At 37.6% G+C, this 17016-nt stretch carries 16 protein-coding genes, 5 tRNA genes and 1 riboswitch; of the genes, 15 read left to right on the forward strand and 6 right to left on the reverse strand.

All coding sequences use genetic code 11. The annotated features are described in order from the left end of the window. Nucleotides 1–158 precede the first annotated feature (158 nt). A complete protein-coding gene (locus IWB18_RS11380) occupies nucleotides 159–2807 on the forward strand; it encodes a valine--tRNA ligase (RefSeq protein ID WP_195683747.1) in 2649 nt (882 codons plus the stop codon). A 24-nt stretch (nucleotides 2808–2831) separates the two neighbouring features. On the opposite strand, the gene IWB18_RS11385 is transcribed toward IWB18_RS11380, so the two are convergent. Continuing rightward, nucleotides 2832–3365: a DUF4364 family protein gene (locus IWB18_RS11385; RefSeq protein WP_195683748.1), complete on the reverse strand. Its 534-nt coding sequence runs from the start codon at nucleotides 3363–3365 to the stop codon at nucleotides 2832–2834. A gap of 78 nt (nucleotides 3366–3443) precedes the next feature. Here IWB18_RS11385 and IWB18_RS11390 point away from each other — a divergent pair, with 78 nt between their 5' ends. Further along, nucleotides 3444–4112, forward strand: coding sequence for a 4Fe-4S double cluster binding domain-containing protein (locus IWB18_RS11390; RefSeq protein WP_195683749.1), 669 nt, complete (start codon nucleotides 3444–3446; stop codon nucleotides 4110–4112). Nucleotides 4113–4123: 11 nt separating this feature from the next. Next, nucleotides 4124–5110 (forward strand): lipoate--protein ligase, encoded by a 987-nt coding sequence (locus IWB18_RS11395; protein ID WP_195683750.1) that lies wholly within the window; start codon nucleotides 4124–4126, stop codon nucleotides 5108–5110. 38 nt (nucleotides 5111–5148) lie between these two features. On the opposite strand, the gene IWB18_RS11400 is transcribed toward IWB18_RS11395, so the two are convergent. Genes IWB18_RS11400 through IWB18_RS11420 form a run of 5 tightly spaced genes read right to left on the reverse strand, consistent with a single transcriptional unit; the run spans nucleotide 5149 to nucleotide 9774 of the window. Beyond that, the gene (locus IWB18_RS11400) at nucleotides 5149–6354 is read right to left on the reverse strand and encodes an aspartate kinase (protein WP_195683751.1); all 1206 of its coding nucleotides are present in this window, start codon (nucleotides 6352–6354) and stop codon (nucleotides 5149–5151) included. 15 nt (nucleotides 6355–6369) lie between these two features. Further along, nucleotides 6370–7101 (reverse strand): 2,3,4,5-tetrahydropyridine-2,6-dicarboxylate N-acetyltransferase, encoded by a 732-nt coding sequence (gene dapD, locus IWB18_RS11405; RefSeq protein ID WP_195683752.1) that lies wholly within the window; start codon nucleotides 7099–7101, stop codon nucleotides 6370–6372. Between the two features lie 19 nt (nucleotides 7102–7120). Then, complete coding sequence (dapB, locus tag IWB18_RS11410; protein ID WP_195683753.1) at nucleotides 7121–7870, reverse strand: 4-hydroxy-tetrahydrodipicolinate reductase; 750 nt, start codon at nucleotides 7868–7870, stop codon at nucleotides 7121–7123. A gap of 13 nt (nucleotides 7871–7883) precedes the next feature. Beyond that, nucleotides 7884–8765, reverse strand: coding sequence for a 4-hydroxy-tetrahydrodipicolinate synthase (gene dapA, locus IWB18_RS11415; RefSeq protein WP_195683754.1), 882 nt, complete (start codon nucleotides 8763–8765; stop codon nucleotides 7884–7886). A gap of 4 nt (nucleotides 8766–8769) precedes the next feature. Beyond that, the gene (locus tag IWB18_RS11420; protein ID WP_195683755.1) at nucleotides 8770–9774 is read right to left on the reverse strand and encodes an aspartate-semialdehyde dehydrogenase; all 1005 of its coding nucleotides are present in this window, start codon (nucleotides 9772–9774) and stop codon (nucleotides 8770–8772) included. Nucleotides 9775–9870: 96 nt separating this feature from the next. After that, nucleotides 9871–10047: riboswitch (Lysine riboswitch) on the reverse strand. 150 nt (nucleotides 10048–10197) lie between these two features. On the opposite strand from IWB18_RS11420, the gene IWB18_RS11425 reads away from it, so the two are divergent. The 12 genes from IWB18_RS11425 to IWB18_RS11480 all read left to right on the forward strand — a co-directional run bounded on the left by IWB18_RS11425 (nucleotide 10198) and on the right by IWB18_RS11480 (nucleotide 16893). Beyond that, nucleotides 10198–11358 (forward strand): M20 metallopeptidase family protein, encoded by a 1161-nt coding sequence (locus IWB18_RS11425; RefSeq protein ID WP_195683756.1) that lies wholly within the window; start codon nucleotides 10198–10200, stop codon nucleotides 11356–11358. After that, nucleotides 11355–12653 (forward strand): tetratricopeptide repeat protein, encoded by a 1299-nt coding sequence (locus IWB18_RS11430; RefSeq protein ID WP_195683757.1) that lies wholly within the window; start codon nucleotides 11355–11357, stop codon nucleotides 12651–12653. Before IWB18_RS11425 ends, IWB18_RS11430 begins: the two co-directional genes overlap by 4 nt. 3 nt (nucleotides 12654–12656) lie before the next feature. Further along, nucleotides 12657–13412: a class I SAM-dependent DNA methyltransferase gene (locus tag IWB18_RS11435; RefSeq protein ID WP_195683758.1), complete on the forward strand. Its 756-nt coding sequence runs from the start codon at nucleotides 12657–12659 to the stop codon at nucleotides 13410–13412. A gap of 95 nt (nucleotides 13413–13507) precedes the next feature. Beyond that, nucleotides 13508–13708: a cold-shock protein gene (locus tag IWB18_RS11440; RefSeq protein WP_195683759.1), complete on the forward strand. Its 201-nt coding sequence runs from the start codon at nucleotides 13508–13510 to the stop codon at nucleotides 13706–13708. A gap of 135 nt (nucleotides 13709–13843) precedes the next feature. Further along, entirely contained in the window at nucleotides 13844–14722 is an 879-nt protein-coding gene (gene hslO / locus IWB18_RS11445) for an Hsp33 family molecular chaperone HslO (protein ID WP_195683760.1), read from the forward strand. Nucleotides 14723–14873: 151 nt separating this feature from the next. After that, nucleotides 14874–14949 (forward strand) — tRNA-Val (locus IWB18_RS11450). A 40-nt stretch (nucleotides 14950–14989) separates the two neighbouring features. Then, nucleotides 14990–15066, forward strand: a tRNA-Asp gene (locus IWB18_RS11455). 52 nt (nucleotides 15067–15118) lie between these two features. Next, nucleotides 15119–15194: transfer RNA gene (locus IWB18_RS11460), tRNA-Phe, on the forward strand. A 16-nt stretch (nucleotides 15195–15210) separates the two neighbouring features. Beyond that, nucleotides 15211–15285 (forward strand) — tRNA-Gly (locus IWB18_RS11465). Nucleotides 15286–15289: 4 nt separating this feature from the next. Next, nucleotides 15290–15363: transfer RNA gene (locus IWB18_RS11470), tRNA-Cys, on the forward strand. Nucleotides 15364–15560: 197 nt separating this feature from the next. Beyond that, nucleotides 15561–16202, forward strand: coding sequence for a GNAT family N-acetyltransferase (locus IWB18_RS11475; RefSeq protein WP_195683761.1), 642 nt, complete (start codon nucleotides 15561–15563; stop codon nucleotides 16200–16202). Nucleotides 16203–16410: 208 nt separating this feature from the next. After that, nucleotides 16411–16893, forward strand: coding sequence for a class I SAM-dependent methyltransferase (locus IWB18_RS11480; RefSeq protein WP_195683762.1), 483 nt, complete (start codon nucleotides 16411–16413; stop codon nucleotides 16891–16893). Nucleotides 16894–17016 lie beyond the last annotated feature (123 nt).

The raw sequence follows: 17016 nt of genomic DNA on the forward strand, positions 1-17016 counted from the left end.
TAGATTACTACACCGAAAGGTGTGTCAATTGTTAAGTTGATTGAACCGCCGTGTACCGAACGGTACGCACGGTGGTGTGAGAGGTCGAAGGTTTTCATGTTTTATGAAAACTTTCTCCTACTCGATTTTTAGCTAATATCAAAACAGGAGGAAATCATATGAATAGAGAATTATCGAAATCTTATAATCCCAGTGAATTTGAAGATGAAATATACAAAAATTGGGAAAATAAGGGTTATTTTAAACCTGAAGTAAATGGAGATGCGAAGCCTTACACAATCGTAATGCCACCACCAAATATAACTGGGCAGCTCCACCTTGGTCATGCATTTGATGGAACATTGCAAGATATCATCATCAGGTGGAAAAGAATGCAAGGATATTCAGCTTTATGGCTACCTGGTACGGATCACGCAAGTATTGCAACTGAAGTAAAGGTTGTAGAAAAAATAAAAGAAGAAGAAAACAAAACCAAAGAAGATTTGGGAAGAGATGTTTTCTTGGAAAGGGCTTGGGATTGGGCGATTATCTACAAAAAGAGAATAGTCGATCAGTTTAAAAAGCTGGGAGCTTCGTGTGATTGGGACAGAGAACGATTCACCATGGATGAAGGTTGTACAAAGGCAGTTACTGAAACGTTCGTAAGATTATATGACAAAGGTTTAATATATAGAGGAAACAGGATAATCAACTGGTGTCCAGACTGCAAAACTGCTCTGTCAGATGCTGAGGTAGAATACGAAGAAAAGGCCGGAAAACTATATCATTTGAAATATCCTATAGAGGGAACGAACGAATATCTTGTTGTAGCAACAACCAGACCGGAAACCATGCTGGGAGACAGTGGTGTAGCTGTCAATCCAAATGATGACAGATACAAAGATTTGGTCGGCAAGTTTGTCATATTACCTCTTGTCGATAGAAGGATACCTATAATAGCAGACGATTACGTTGATATGGAGTTTGGGACTGGAGCAGTCAAAATGACGCCTGCTCACGACCCTAATGACTTCGAAGTCGGATTGAGACATGATTTGGCTCAAATCAAGGTTTTGGACGATTCGGGAGTTATGAATGAAAATGCTGGAAAGTACAAAGGCTTGGATAGGTATGAAGCCAGAAAAATCGTAATGCAAGACCTTGAAACTGCCAACTTGGTCGAGAAGATAGAGGAAAGACCACACAATGTTGGATCCTGCTATAGATGTGACACAGTAGTAGAGCCTCTGATTTCACAACAATGGTTTGTAAACATGAAACCTTTGGCAGAGCCGGCAATCGATGTAGTAAGAGAGAATAAGACAAGATTCATACCAGACAGATTCAGCAAGATATATTTCAACTGGATGGAAAATATCAAAGACTGGTGTATTTCAAGACAATTGTGGTGGGGTCATAGAATACCCGCCTATTACTGTCAGGAGTGTGGTGAAGTTATCGTATCTGCTACTGCAGTGTCCAATTGCAGCAAGTGCGGTTCGTCTTCAGTGGTACAGGATGAAGACGTACTGGATACATGGTTTAGTTCTGCATTATGGCCTTTCTCAACACTTGGATGGCCGGATGAGACACCTGATTTAAAAAAATTCTATCCTAATGATTTGCTGGTAACCGGTTTTGATATTATTTTCTTTTGGGTTGCAAGAATGATATTTTCAGGTATCGAGCAGATGGGGGAAACTCCTTTCAGCGATGTGTACATACACGGACTTATACGGGACGCACAGGGACGAAAAATGAGCAAGTCTCTCGGAAACGGTGTAGATCCTCTTGAGGTAATAGAAGAATATGGTGCTGATCCATTAAGGTTCACCATTGTAACTGGAAATGCAGCAGGAAACGATATAAGGTGGAATGAAGAAAAAGTTTTGGCAAATAGAAATTTTGCCAACAAAATTTGGAACGCCTCAAAGTTTGTTATAATGCATACAAAAGATGTTGGTGCACTGGATTTGGAAGCCAGCATGAATGATCTTTTGACCATGGACAAGTGGATAATAAGCAGATTGAATCAGGTTACTCGAGAAATCAATGAAAATTTGGAAAAATACGAATTGGGAATTGCAGCTCAGAAGTTGTATGATTTCATGTGGAATGAATATTGCGATTGGTACATTGAACTTGTTAAACCTAGATTGTACAATGAAGACAGTGAATCCAAGAAGGCTGCGCTTTCAACACTTCATTATGTGTTGGAAACTTCCCTGAAGTTGCTTCATCCCTTCATGCCGTTTATAACAGAAAAATTATTCCTGGCCATTCAAGAAAAAGAAGAAACAATTATGATTTCAAAGTGGCCTGAATTTGATCCTATCAAAGATTTTAAAGAGGAAGAATCTCAGATTGCATTTGTTATGGATATAGTTCGTGCTGTAAGAAATATAAAAGCAGAATTAAATGTGGCACCTTCAAAAAAAGTAAAACTGTACATCAGGCCTTTTGATGAAATGAAAAAGGCATCGATATTAGACAACGACATTTACATCAAAAATCTTGCAAATGCGGTGGAAATCGTTATTACAGAAAGCAAGGACATACCTGACAATGCATCGGCGGCGATGGTCGATGGAGCGGAAATTGTTGTTCCTTTGGATGAATTGATCGACAAGGAAAAGGAAATCGACAGACTGGAAAAAGAAAAAGAGACCCTGGAAAAGGAAATCGACAGAGTGGTAAAAAAATTGTCAAATCAAGGATTTATATCCAAAGCGCCTCAAAAAGTAGTAGATGAAGAAAAAGCAAAAGAAGAAAAGTACAGAGTAATGTATGAAAACGTACTAAAAACTCTGGAAAGTTATAAGAAATAAATTAGAGTAGGCGAATAAAACCGCCTACTCTTTTATAAGTGTATTTATTATGTCTGTGTACATGGTTTGCCCGTTTTTTTCCCAGTTTTCACTTATAAATCTGGCCTGAGCTTTATTTGGGACACTAATACTTATATTGATTAGAGATACATCATTCTCGACCAAGGTCAAACGCACCTCAAATTCTCCATCTCCTGTGATTTTATATGTGGCGACATTTTTCACCTCTTTGAGGACCTTATCCTTGTTTTGCCTGATAAAAATATCGAGTATTTCCTTGATATATGTAGGTATCCTGTCGGAGAACAAAGATAAAGTTTCCCTGCCTTTGTCAGATATGGAATAATAATCGGTATTATTGTCATTGATCAAGACTAAAAAGCCGTCAGTTGATAGACTTTGGATCAAAAACTGAATATCAAAATAACTGATTTGGACGTTTTCTATAATGATTTGGCTGATTTGTTCTTTATTAACAGGCACCTTGAATTGATTCAGGGCATATAATATAATTAATTTGTTCTCAAGCACGTTTTCAGAGTCAAAATACAAATACACACACCTACCTTCATTGGTATATTATATCAGAAATGAGTCTATGAGATAAGATAAAATTCACTTGAAAGGATTTTAATAATGGTAGAATTGAAAAAGATAATTGAAGATATGGGAGTGTCAGATTATGGTTTTGGAAATGTAAGAGGATTGATCCCGGAAAATTGGAGTGATCTTGATCAATCTATTTCCATATTTGTTGAGTTGTCAAGACCGCTAGTTGATGACATAAAAAGCCAGGGACCGACAAAAACGTATTTTGCCCATTACAGGGCAATGAACAATTATATCAACGAAATTACGCTTAAAATCGTGATGTATCTTCAAAAAAAAGGTTACAGAGCCGTGGCGATACCTGCATCCCAAACCGTAAGCGAGAGTTCAGATATAAGAGGCGTGTTTCAACACAGAACTGCAGCTACAGTTTCCGGCAAGGGATGGATAGGCAAAAGCGGAATGTTCATTCACGAAACGATCGGGCCTTCGGTAAGAATGGGAACAGTTTTGACTAATTTTAAATTACCTGTTGGCTCTCCTGTTAAAGAAGGAAAATGTGGGAGATGCAGAGAGTGCGTCATAGCTTGTCCTGCCATGGCTATAGAGGGAACTGAGTGGCGTGCGGGAATAGACAGAATCGAATTATACGATGCCAAAGCTTGTAGTGACTATATGAAAGAATCTTATATGCACATAGGAAGAGGTTCAGTTTGTGGAATCTGCATGGCAGTTTGTCCATTTAATAAAAAGTAGGAGAGATAACGATGAAGTACATAAAGACCAATTGGAATATTCCGTATTATAATATGGCTTTTGAGGAATATTTGATAAATAAAATGCCAGAAGACGATTATTTGTTTTTTTATATTCATGATCCGTCCATCATTGTCGGAAAACACCAAAACACCTTGGAGGAGGTCAATAAGGAATACATAGATACCAATGACATTTATGTATCAAGAAGGCTCTCGGGTGGAGGAGCAGTATATCACGACGAAGGAAATTTGAATTTTTCATTTGTGATGAAAGAAGGTAACAACGATATAAATAATTTTAAAAAATTTACGCAACCAATTATATTGGCTCTTGAAAAAATTGGGATCAAGTCGGAATTAAGTGGTAGAAATGACATAACAATCGATGGTAAGAAATTTTCTGGAAATGCTCAATATGCCAAAAAAAACAGACTTTTACACCATGGAACTTTGCTGTTTGATTCACAAATGGGAAATCTCAGTAACGCCTTGAATGTAAAAGAGTTGAAAATCAAATCAAAAGGGGTTAAATCTGTAAAAAGCAGAGTTACCAATATCAAACCGTATATGAAAAAGGACATTACTATAAATGAGTTTCAAGAATATCTGTTGGAATATATGTCTGAACTCAATAATTTGGAAGAATTAGTTATTTCAGATTCGGATATAAATAAAATCAACACCGCTGTTGAGAAGAAATTTTCTACCTGGGAATGGAACTGGGGGGAGTCACCTCAATTTGATATTCAAAAGATCGATAAATTCGACTGTGGGATAATCGATGCACGAATGAACATATATGAAGGGAATATAGAAGAATGCAAGCTCTATGGAGATTTTTTTGTTAAAAAGCCAATAGAGGAGCTGGAAAACATTCTTTTTAAAGTAAAATACAGAAAAGAAGATGTTAAAGAAGCATTGGAAAAAGTAAATATCGAGGACTTCTTTTTTGGACTGGATAAAGAAGATTTTATAAATTTCATCTGTGAACAATAAAAAGATCCCTTCCTCATTCAGGGGAAGGGATCTTATATCTAAAGTTCAAATTCTCTTGCTATCAAATCTACTGCTGTCTGTTGATCTTTAGGGTCTATAGCGTAAGAAATTTTTATTTCGGATGTTGTTACCATTTCAACTTCTATATTTGCCTTGGCAAGCAAGACGAATATCTGAGCAGCCACTCCTGAATGACTTCTCATACCAATGCCGACAACGGACAATTTGGAAATGTTCTCATTGATTTCAAAGGATATCTGCGGATATTTTTTTGATATGAAACCAAGTATGGATCTTGTGTCCACCAAATCACTTTTCGGAGTTGTAAACGAAATATTTACAAGCTTATCCTTGGGTGAAGTTTGACTTATCATATCGATGTTTATATCTTTCTTGGCCATCATTTCAAAAATTTCTGCTGTAATTCCTATGCTATATGGAACATTGTTCAAGGTAACCAATGCGTCATTATTGTCTATTGCCAAACCGGTTATTACTGCACTTTCCATACCGGGTTCACTCTCCTTAATTATCGTTCCGGGTTTATTCTCCATGCTTGATGCGACAAGTATTGAGATTTTATGTTTTTGTGCAAGTTCTATGGCACGTGTGTGCATAACTCCTGCACCTAGGCTAGCCATTTCTAACATCTCTTCGTAGCTTATGGCATCTAGCTTTTTGGCTTTGGGATACATCCGGGGATCCAATGAATATATGCCGTCCACGTCAGTATAAATTTCACACGGACACTGAAGCTTACCGGCAATGGCCACTGCCGATGTATCCGAACCACCCCTGCCCAGAGTAGTGATGTCCGAATCTTCATTGCTGCCTTGAAAACCGGCTACGATAACGATCTTATTGTCGGACAGATGTTTTCTTAAGACTTTATCTTCAATATCGACTATCTTTGATTTGGTATGGTGACCTGAAGTTTTGATTCCTACTTGATGCCCAGTCAGAGAAATAGCATCATGTCCGAGTTCATGCAAAGCCATCGACAACAAAGCTATTGAAACTTGTTCTCCTGTAGAGATCAACATGTCAATTTCTCGTTTCGGAGGATTATCAGAAATCTGGTAAGCCAAATCCAACAAATCATCCGTATTATTTCCCATTGCTGAAACCACGACAACGGGGCTGAAACCTTGCTCTTTTTTTTGTATTATTCTATTGGCAACGTTTTTGATGCGAGCAATGTCACCAACTGAAGTACCACCGTACTTTTGTACAACTATTTTCATCAAATTTTCACCCTTTTAGCCTCTTAAATCATCAAGGATTTCAGTCTTGCTCTTTGTCTTGTCATCGATCTCCTTGATTACTTTTGCCGGAGATCCTGCAACCACAGTTCCCGCAGGAACATCTTTTGTAACTATGGCTCCAGCTGCAACAACTGCCCCTTTACCAACTTTGACACCTTCTAAAATAACTGCATTGGCTCCTACTACTACGTCATCTTCTATGATTACTGGAGTTTTACTTGGTGGTTCAAGTACACCTGCAACTACTGCACCTGCTCCTATATGGGCATTTTTACCAATTTGTCCTCTGGCTCCCACGACCGCATTCATATCGATCATTGTGCCTTCACCAATATTAGCACCTATATTTATCACAGCACCCATCATAATTACGCAATTTTTACCGATATGAGCACCTTCTCTTATGGATACACCAGGTTCTATTCTTGCCTCGATACCTGTCATGTCTATCATGGGAACTGCTGAATTTCTTCTGTCATTTTCAATTCTGAATGATTGAACTTTTTCTTTATTGTTCTCTAAAAATGGCATCAAGATTTCGCTCTCTCCGAAAATTGTACAGGAAGAGGGAAGACCGTAATACTCGAACCCTTCCAAATCCAGTTCATTAAAATTCCCTTTCAGGTATAATTTAACAGGAGTTTGTTTTTTTACCGCCTTAATGTATTTTGCAATCTCATACGGATTGGTTAAATCAAATTGTTGTTTCAGTTCTTCGTTTGTCATTTTAAAATCTCCTTTCGGGTTATAGACCCAACATTTTTTTCATGTCATATAGACCATTTTCTTTTTTATAAATAAATTTTGCCGCTTCAATTGCTCCTTTGGCAAAGACTGCTTTGGATGCAGCCGAGTGTTTGATTTCCACGATTTCATCTTCTCCCGCATATATTACAGTGTGTTCGCCTGCGATTGTTCCACCACGAACTGCATGTATGCCGATTTCATTTTCTTGTCTCTTTGTTGATTTACCTTCGCGTCCGTAGATGAAGTCGTATCTTTTTTCAGATGAATTATTTAATTCATTGGCCAACATCAAAGCCGTACCACTTGGAGAATCCAATTTTTTGTTGTGATGCTTTTCAATTATTTCGATATCGAAGCCTTTGAGCAATTTTTCAGCCTGAGAAACTAGACCCAGCATTACATTGATGCCTATGGACATGTTGGCTGTTCTAAAAACTGGGATCTGTCCAGAAATATTTATCAGTGATTGTTCATCATCATCGGTCAGTCCAGTAGTAGCCATGACCAGTGGTGTTTTATTTTTTAAAGAATAATCAACAATTGCGTCAAAAGCGGAAAAGTGAGAAAAGTCGATGACTACATCAATATCCTCAGTCATTTTGCTCAAATCTGTAAAAACAGGGAAGGGATGGTCGTTAGATGGCTTGGAATCAAATCCTGCCGCAATTGATACGTCATTCATACCGGAGACCAAATTTGATATAGCCTTTCCCATTCCACCGTTACATCCGCTTAAAAGTATATTCATTTTTTACCTCCCATTAAATCAATCCGTATGCTTTCATTTCGGATCTTAGAATTTCTAGGTGTCCATCTTCCATTGGAGTAAGGGGCATTCTCAGTTCACCTGTATCCATATCCATTAGCTTCATAGCTGCTTTCACAGGGATTGGATTAGCCTCGAGGAACAGTGCCTTGTTAAGTCCATTCATTCCAAGTTGAAGATCCAGACTTTCATTGACTTTGCCTTCATGATACAAATGTACCATGTCGCTCATTTCCTTTGGAATAATGTTGGCACTTACGCTTATAACTCCAAGGGCACCCAAGGATAGAATAGGTACTACCTGATTGTCATTTCCGGAATAGATACCAAAATCTTTACCGCAGAGTCTGGCAATTTCAGCTACCTGTACGATATCGCCGCTGGCTTCCTTAACTGCCTTTATATTCTCGATTTTTGAAAGTTCCACCATGGTGTTTACTTCTATATTGAGACCGGTCCTGCTTGGAACGTTGTAAACAATGATTGGGCAGTTGACACTTTGGGCTACAGCCTCAAAATGTTTGACGATACCTTTTTGAGTTCCTTTATTGTAATAAGGATTCATGACAAGTACGGCATCTGCTCCTGCTTGGTCTGCAAATTTGGACATTTCCACAGCATGGTAAGTACTATTACTGCCGGTTCCGGCGATTACCGGGATCCTTCCGTTAACTTTTTCAACAGCAAATTTGATTTCATCTTGTTGTTCCTCATCGCTAATGCAAGGTGTTTCTCCGGTAGTTCCGCAAATTATAATCGCATCGCTTCCTTTTTCGATATGCCATTCCAGAAGATTGCCGAGACGTTCGTAGTCGATTTGATTGTCTTTGAATGGTGTTACGATTGCTACTCCTGATCCTTTAAAAAGACCTTTCATTTTATCACCTGCTTAGTAAATTATTTTTTACGAGTAATTCTGCGATTTGAACTGCGTTGGTTGCTGCACCTTTTCTTATGTTGTCAGCTACTATCCATAGATTCAACCCGCTTTGCAGACTTTCATCCCTTCGTATTCTTCCGACAAAAACTTCATTTTTGCCTTCAGCTTCCCGGGCTAGAGGATAAACATTGTTTTTTACGTCATCCTGGACGATGATACCCGGTGCATTGTTTAGAATTTCCCTTACATCTTCAATTTGGAAATCATTTTCAAATTCAAGGTTAACACTTTCACTATGTCCATAAAAGACAGGGACCCTGACTGTAGTAGCAGTTATGGCCATATTATCCTCGTGAAGTATCTTTCGTGTTTCCAGAATCATCTTCATCTCTTCTTTAGTATACCCATTTTCCATAAAAACATCTATGTGGGGAAGGCAATTATACGCAATTTGATGAGGATAAAATTTGTTTTCTTCTCCCTTGATGCCATTCTCCAAATCTTCAAATCCCTTTATTCCCGAGCCTGAAACAGCTTGGTAAGTGGAGTATACGATCCTCTTTATTTTAAATTTTTCGTGGAGTGGCTTTAATGCAACCATTGCTTGGATCGTGGAGCAATTGGGGTTTGCTATGATATTTTGATGCCACTCGAGATCTTCGGGATTGACCTCGGGTACTACCAGGGGAACTGTGGGATTCATCCTGAAGGCTGATGAGTTGTCTACCACCACCACGTTGTTTTTCGCAGCAATTGGCGAAAACTTTTCGCTTGTGGAACCTCCGGCTGAAAATATCGCTATATGGATATCTTTGTCAAATGACTTTTCATTTAGTTCTTCAACTACATATTCCTTGCCGGCAAATTCAACTTTTTGTCCTGCAGATCTGGACGAAGCCATTGGGTAGAGCTTTTCAACTGGGAAATTTTGCTCTTCAAGAACTTGTAAAACCTTTCGGCCTACCATACCGGTAGCACCGACTACTGCAACATTGTATTTTTTCATATAGACCTCCTATTGATTAATTATCCTTAATAAAAAAGCTAGTTTAGAATTAAACTAGCTGATTGTTTACAATGGTTAATAACGACATTAAGCAAACATTCAGATAGCGCTTCATCGCAATACGCAATGACAGTTGCAAGGTTGTTTACCGGGCAACCAGCAGAAAAGCTTCAGGGCTTGTTCGACTTCGGCATCTTTTCCTTTCGTTTTGTCTCATCAGATCCTGAAATCCTACTCAAAGTTACTGATAAAAGATGCGCCTCTATCCACCTATATTCAATTTTATGATATTATATCAGTTAATGAAAATAAAATAAACTAAATTGTATATGTTTTTTAGTTTTCATATGATATATAATGTACAATGAAATATTTTACACGAAAAGTTAAAATAATGCAAATATATAATCAAAGAGGGATAATATGAAACTACGAAAAGAAATAGTTGGGTTAAAAGAAGACTCGATTAAAATAAGAAGAACTTTGCACACTTTTCCTGAAGAGGGGTTTAAAGAATTCAAGACATCAAACTATATCAAGGATTATTTGGTGTCTTTGGGTTTAGTTGCGGGTACTGTGGCTCAAACAGGTGTTTACTCTTTTATTGAGGGTGAGAATACTCACAGATGCATAGCTTTCAGAGCTGACATGGATGGTCTTTCAGTATGCGAGAACACGGGAGTCGAATTTAAATCTGAACACGAATCGATGATGCATGCTTGCGGTCATGACGGGCACATGACTATCTTGCTTTTGTTGGCAAAATATCTGACACAAAGCAACCTTAAACCAAAGTGCAATATTTTGCTGATATTTCAGCCTGCTGAAGAAGGACCGGGTGGAGCGAAACAAATCGTTGATGAAGGACTTTTAACCAAATACCAAGTGAACGAAATATATGGAACGCATTTGATGCCCAGCGTGAACGAGGGGGTAATATCTGTAAGAAGCGGAGCCATGATGGCCCAAACAGGTGAAGTTTACATTGAAATCAAAGGCAAGAGTTCTCATGGAGCAGCTCCGCATCAGGGAACTGATGCTGTTGTCATAGCTGCCGGATTTATTCAAGCACTTCAAACCATTGTAAGCAGAAACGTGAATCCAATAAAAACTTCTCTTATTTCAATTGGAACTATATCCGGTGGAGAAAGACTAAATGTTGTGGCCAAGAGTGTGAAACTTGCAGGTACTATGAGGTCATACGAAGAAAAAGTATATGAAGACATGAAGTCAAGAGTCATAGAAATCGCAGAAGGGTTTCAGGTGGCATTCAATTGCGATATAAAATGCGATTTCATTGATATGTATCCACCAGTTACAAACGATGTGAAACTTTACGACAAATTTATTGAATTAATGGACAAAGATGAGTATGAAGAGGCGGAACCATTGATGATTGCTGAAGATTTTTCTTTTTATCAAAAAACCATACCGGGATTGTTTTTTTATCTAGGATCAAAAAATGAAATTAAAAATTTCACATATGGACTTCATGATTCGAAGTTTAACTTTGATGAAGAAATTCTATTGAACGGCGTAGAAATATACGCCAGGATCATTGACAGGGAGAGTACGTTTAATTGAAAAGATCGATAATTTTATTTTGTTTTGGGTTTTTAATATTGATTGGAGGTCTATTGTTTTTTCCGGTACATACCAAGGCCAATCAAAATCAGTCTGTTTTTTCAGGACTATATTTGATAAAAGGTGAAAACGTAGAGTTGAGCCAGGTAGACATATCCATTTCGGTAAAGAACGAAGAGACATCTACAGTTACTGCAACTTATGAAGCTACCAACACGGGAAGCGATACAACAAGCATATTAATGGGGGTTCCTCTTACGGAACTGAGCATGACTGACGTTAAGTTTCGATTTTCACCATATCTTTACAACTCCACCATAGTATCCGGAGACAAGATCAACAGTTTGATAAACAACATGAGTGTGAACTATGCATCGTGGAGAACATTCAGTTTTGAGATCGCCTTAAAAAGCGGTGAGACAAAAACGGCATCTGTTACTTATACCACAGAAAATTATAGTTCGGAAGATGGAAGACTCGGGTTCAATATAGACTTGGATCACCTTGCTTCATGGTCCGATAAACCAAAAAAAGTCAGGATTAATGCTTCTTTCGATCCTAGAACGGTGCAGATTTATAATTTTGACAACGAATTTTCAATAGAGCCTACCGAGATGAGCCCTCAATATAATTTGACTTGGGAGTTTGATGATGTGACCGAACTTAAAGAAATCACTTTCAATTATTTTCCTGTGGACGAAAAAATCAAAGATGAAATAATCAAAGGCGGTGACGGAGAATTGCAGGAGTTTGTCACTGCTTATGAAACTAGGAATTATCCTGAGGTCATCAAGATAGGTAAAGAGTATGTAAAAAGGTCTCAAGATGACAAAGTACAAAATCTCGTATATTTATTGATGGCAGATGCTTACACAGCGCAGAAGGATTACACTCAGACACTGGCAATTTACGAACTGATAACCACTTCGGACATAGATTATGGTGATCTGAAAGACAGGATCGAAAACAAAATATTCATCAACAAAATAATATCCATGGAAAATTTAAAAAATTATGAAGAGATGTACGACTTGATAATTTATGAACAGTCAAAAACAAACCTTGGAGCGTATTTTGAGGACTGGCTGGATAATGCATACAACAGAATTCCTGAAGAAGATTTGGAAGCGCTGATAGAGGAGCGCAAACCGCCGACAAAATTTGAAATGTTTCTTGATGATTTCTTAAGTGGAAATTTTACAGTAATTCTTATAGCAGCTTCCATCGGTATCGTGATTTTGTTGATAATCATTTATTTTATAAGGAGAAAAAGAAAAAATAAATTTTTCTATTGAGCTATGTATAAAAAACTATCTGAAGTTTATGACAATTTAATAAAAGAAGATATTGATTATGACTTGTTTATAGATTGGATAATATCTAAAATCAAAAGATCAAAATTTGAAGTCAAATCCATTCTTGAGATCGGATGCGGTACGGGAAATATAACGATACCTTTGGGACAAAAGGGATACAAAATGACGGGTGTGGACATTTCGGACGAAATGCTTTCAGTTGCTGATGCAAAGGCATTTGAAGTCGGAATTGAGGTTAGGTGGATCAACTCGGACATAGTTGATTTGGATATGGACAGTAAATTTGAATGCGTAATTTCCACCATGGATACATTTAATTATATAACGGATATCGATGATTTATGCAAATCATTGGGAAATGTTTATAATGCCTTGAAACCAGGTGGGATATTTATCTTTGACATAAATACAAAATACCGACTTAAAGAGATCTATGGGTCAAACTCATTCAATTATGTTTCTGATGAGATTTGCTATATCTGGAACAATTATTACAACGAAGATCAAAAGATATGTGAGTTCGAGATAAACTTCTTTTTGAAAGATGAATATTCAGATGCATATGAGAGATTTGAAGAAATCCATTATCAAAGAGCTTACGAAAAAAGTGAAATAGTCGATTTGTTAAAAGACACAGGGTTCACAAACGTTCAAACCTTTGATTTTTTAAGTTTTGAGAAGCCTGCTGACAAATCTGAAAAAATTCATTTCTACGCGCAAAAGAAATTTGAAGATTGACTGTATATTCAATAACATTTTGACAAACAAATTAATAAGTGTTAAAATGTTAGCCGTAAAGGTAAATTTATTTTTAATTTAGGAGGAATTTTTTAATGACAAACGGTACTGTAAAATGGTTCAATGCTGAAAAGGGTTATGGATTTCTTTCAACTGAAGATGGCGGAGACGTATTCGTTCATTTCTCAGCGTTGATGATGGACGGCTACAAGACTTTGAAAGAAGGACAAGAAGTAAGCTTTGAAATCGTTGAAGGCGAAAAAGGCCCTCAAGCTGCTAATGTTAACATTTTATAAGAAAGTAACAGTTATTATTTAATTATAGATTTACTTGGTATAAAAATAACATTACGCAAATCGATCCCTGTTTATTGCAGGGATTTTATATTTTATAGAGTTGTATTGGTATAATTATACCAAATGGGAGGATAAATGAAAGATCAAATAACAAGCTTCAAAGTCGAAGGAATCCAGGCCAGGGTTTTTGCTGTGAACAGCAAAGAATCTGTCAGGGAAATGCAACGGATCCACAATGCATCCTATACCGCAACCGCTGCTGCAGGTAGAGCATTAAGTGCCACTGCAATGATGATCATGACACTGAAAAACGAAACAGATAGAATAAATGCTCAGATCAAATGCGATGGCCCTATAAAGGGAATAGTTGTAGCTGCAAATGCCAACGGAGAGGTAAAAGTTGATATATACCAGCCTATGATATACATTCCGTTAAAAAAGTCGGGAAAACTTGATGTAGCGTCTGCAATAGGCAAGGGAACGCTGACCATTGTAAAGGATCTTGGCTTGAAGAACCCATATACGGGAAATGTCAATATTGTCAGCGGTGAAATAGCAGAAGATTTTACTTATTATTTTGCTGCTTCAGAACAAACACCTTCAGTAGTTGCGTTAGGCGTTCTGATTGATAAAAACGATACTGTCATTGCATCTGGCGGATACATGATCCAGCTTTTACCGGACTGTCCTGAAGAAACGATCAGTTATATCGAAAAGAGGATCTCTGAGATAGACAGTGTTACGGCCATGATGGAAAAGGGCATGAATCAATTACAGATGGTCGAATATATATTTGAAAATCGAAGGGTCGAAATTTTGGCAACTAAAGACTTGAACTACAAATGTGACTGTAGCAGAGACCGGATCGAAAAAGGTATTTCAATGCTGAAAAAAGATGATTTGAAGAAGATGATCAGCGAAGATAAAGGTGCGGAAGTCACTTGCCATTTTTGTAATAGCAAGTATGAATTTTCAGAAGAAGAGTTGCAGAAAATTTATGACAAAATAAAATAACTTGAAATTTTTATTTAAAATCAGTTATCAAAAAACCTTATATATCAAGGGTTTGGTGATTCTGAAAAAGAGTTTTGAAAAAAGCCTAAAAACATATTGACTTCATACAATTTATAGCCTATAATAATACTTGTCTCAAATTTGAGGCGATGGTCGCATAGCTCAGCTGGGAGAGCACCTGCCTTACAAGCAGGGGGTCATAGGTTCGAGCCCTATTGCGACCACCATTTATGTAATGATCCTGTCTTCGACAGATCATATATATGCGGCCTGGTAGTTCAGTTGGTTAGAATGCCAGCCTGTCACGCTGGAGGTCGAGGGTTCGAGTCCCTTCCAGGTCGCCATTTATAATTCTGATATATCCGTTTCATCAGTAGGGCTGATTTCCACCAACAAGCCCAAGTAGCTCAGTCGGTAGAGCAGAGGACTGAAAATCCTCGTGTCGGTGGTTCGATTCCGCCCTTGGGCACCATTATCATCAATAATATGCGAAAGTGGCTCAGTGGTAGAGCATCGCCTTGCCAAGGCGAGGGTCGCGGGTTCAAATCCCGTCTTTCGCTCCATTATGGCGGCATAGCCAAGTGGTAAGGCACGGGACTGCAACTCCCTTACCCCCAGTTCAAATCTGGGTGCCGCCTCCAAACAAATAATAAATATTTATACAATATAAACTCACTGTTATCAGTGAGTTTTGTTTTTAGTTAAATCAAAACAATTTTATGAACTTAACTGAAAAAATTTATAAAATAAGATAAAATAAGTGTATTAGTGCTCTTGACGGTATAAGATTAGGCATGTTCAATTGGTATAAATTAAGTATTGCTCGGAGGGATCTAAAATGAATATAAATATTAGAAATGAAGAACCAAAAGATTATAGAAGCGTTGAAGAGATTGCCAGGGAAGCATTTTGGAACTTGTATTTTCCAGGTTGCCATGAGCACTTTGTCATTCATAAAATGAGAGATCATAAAGACTTTATAAGAGATCTGGCATTTGTTGTTGAAGTCGATGATCAAATTGTCGGAGGCATATTCTATACGCACTCGAAAATAGTGTCAGAGAAGAATAAAGAGTATAAAACTATTAGCTTCGGACCAGTTTTTATTTCTCCAGAGTTTCATAGAAAAGGCTTAGGCAAAGAACTCATCACTCATTCTATTGAGGTGGCAAAGAAAATGGGATACCGTGCGATACTTATATTGGGATATCCATATCATTACGAGCCTTATGGATTTTTGGGTGGTAAAAGGTATAATATTAGCATGGCTGATGAAAAGTATTATAAAGGTTTGTTGATTTTACCTCTTTATGAAGGTGCCCTGGATAACGTATCGGGTCATGCAGTTTTTTCAGATGTTTTCGATGTGAAAGATGAAGATGCTGACGAATTTGATAAGTCATTCATGCCTAAAGAAAAGAAGTATCAGGCAAGTCAAGACGAGTATGAAATGACAATTTCTTTATTGGATGAACAGTAGTTTTTTAAAAATATTTATCTTTGGAAGGTTTCAAGACAACCACAAACGGTAAATTATATAAGTAGAGGGAAAAGTGAAAATAAGAAGAATAGGTTCCGAGTCACTCAGGTAGGCATCAACGATATGTGAACTATAAAGTAAATGTAATATTCGCTTAATGATAGCTTGAGAAAAATATTCTTGGTCCGTACACTGAAAGGAGATTCTAATGCCTAAAACTAAGTGTTTTGATGAAAATTATATGGATTATGAAGAATGGTTCGATAAGAACAGGTACGTTTATCTTTCCGAGTTGAAAGCTGTCAAACATTTTGTTCCTCAGATTGGAACAGGTCTTGAAGTAGGAGTGGGAAGTGGTAAATTTGCGGTGCCTTTAGGTATTAAAATTGGGCTTGAACCATCTGAAAAAATGAAACAACTTGCTGAAAGCAAAGGTGTAAAGGTTTATGGCGGCGTCGCAGAGGCATTGCCATTTGAAGATTCATCATTTGACTTTGTTTTGATGGTGACAACGATCTGTTTCGTAGATGACGTAGACAAATCATTGCGGGAAGTTAAGAGAGTTTTAAAGAAAAATGGAAAATTCATAATTGGCTTAGTTGACAGCGAAAGTCCACTGGGAAAAATTTATAAAGAAAAAAAAGATGGCAGTGTTTTTTATAAAGACGCAATTTTCTATTCTGCAAAATGAATATTCCACTAAAAGAAACCAGGCTGTCCGGAGCCTAGTGCCAATGGCTCCGGACAGCGGTTCCAACGGTTCCGGCTAGGAACCAACATTGATTATTCTTTAATGCCGTACACTTCTCTCATA

Origin of the sequence: Alkalibacter mobilis, assembly GCF_015594845.1 — a bacterium.
Classification (GTDB): domain Bacteria; phylum Bacillota; class Clostridia; order Eubacteriales; family Alkalibacteraceae; genus Alkalibacter; species Alkalibacter mobilis.

Bases quoted from the DNA above. Each gene is read 5' to 3' on its own strand.
- IWB18_RS11435 (WP_195683758.1), top strand. From the start codon at position 12,657: ATGTATAAAAAACTATCTGAAGTTTATGACAATTTAATAAAAGAAGAT.
- IWB18_RS11475 (WP_195683761.1), top strand. From the start codon at position 15,561: ATGAATATAAATATTAGAAATGAAGAACCAAAAGATTATAGAAGCGTT.
- hslO (WP_195683760.1), top strand. From the start codon at position 13,844: ATGAAAGATCAAATAACAAGCTTCAAAGTCGAAGGAATCCAGGCCAGG.
- IWB18_RS11400 (WP_195683751.1), bottom strand. From the start codon at position 6,354: ATGAAAATAGTTGTACAAAAGTACGGTGGTACTTCAGTTGGTGACATT.
- dapA (WP_195683754.1), bottom strand. From the start codon at position 8,765: ATGAAAGGTCTTTTTAAAGGATCAGGAGTAGCAATCGTAACACCATTC.
- IWB18_RS11420 (WP_195683755.1), bottom strand. From the start codon at position 9,774: ATGAAAAAATACAATGTTGCAGTAGTCGGTGCTACCGGTATGGTAGGC.
- IWB18_RS11380 (WP_195683747.1), top strand. From the start codon at position 159: ATGAATAGAGAATTATCGAAATCTTATAATCCCAGTGAATTTGAAGAT.
- dapD (WP_195683752.1), bottom strand. From the start codon at position 7,101: ATGACAAACGAAGAACTGAAACAACAATTTGATTTAACCAATCCGTAT.
- IWB18_RS11390 (WP_195683749.1), top strand. From the start codon at position 3,444: ATGGTAGAATTGAAAAAGATAATTGAAGATATGGGAGTGTCAGATTAT.
- IWB18_RS11425 (WP_195683756.1), top strand. From the start codon at position 10,198: ATGAAACTACGAAAAGAAATAGTTGGGTTAAAAGAAGACTCGATTAAA.
- dapB (WP_195683753.1), bottom strand. From the start codon at position 7,870: ATGAATATACTTTTAAGCGGATGTAACGGTGGAATGGGAAAGGCTATA.
- IWB18_RS11395 (WP_195683750.1), top strand. From the start codon at position 4,124: ATGAAGTACATAAAGACCAATTGGAATATTCCGTATTATAATATGGCT.
- IWB18_RS11440 (WP_195683759.1), top strand. From the start codon at position 13,508: ATGACAAACGGTACTGTAAAATGGTTCAATGCTGAAAAGGGTTATGGA.
- IWB18_RS11480 (WP_195683762.1), top strand. From the start codon at position 16,411: ATGCCTAAAACTAAGTGTTTTGATGAAAATTATATGGATTATGAAGAA.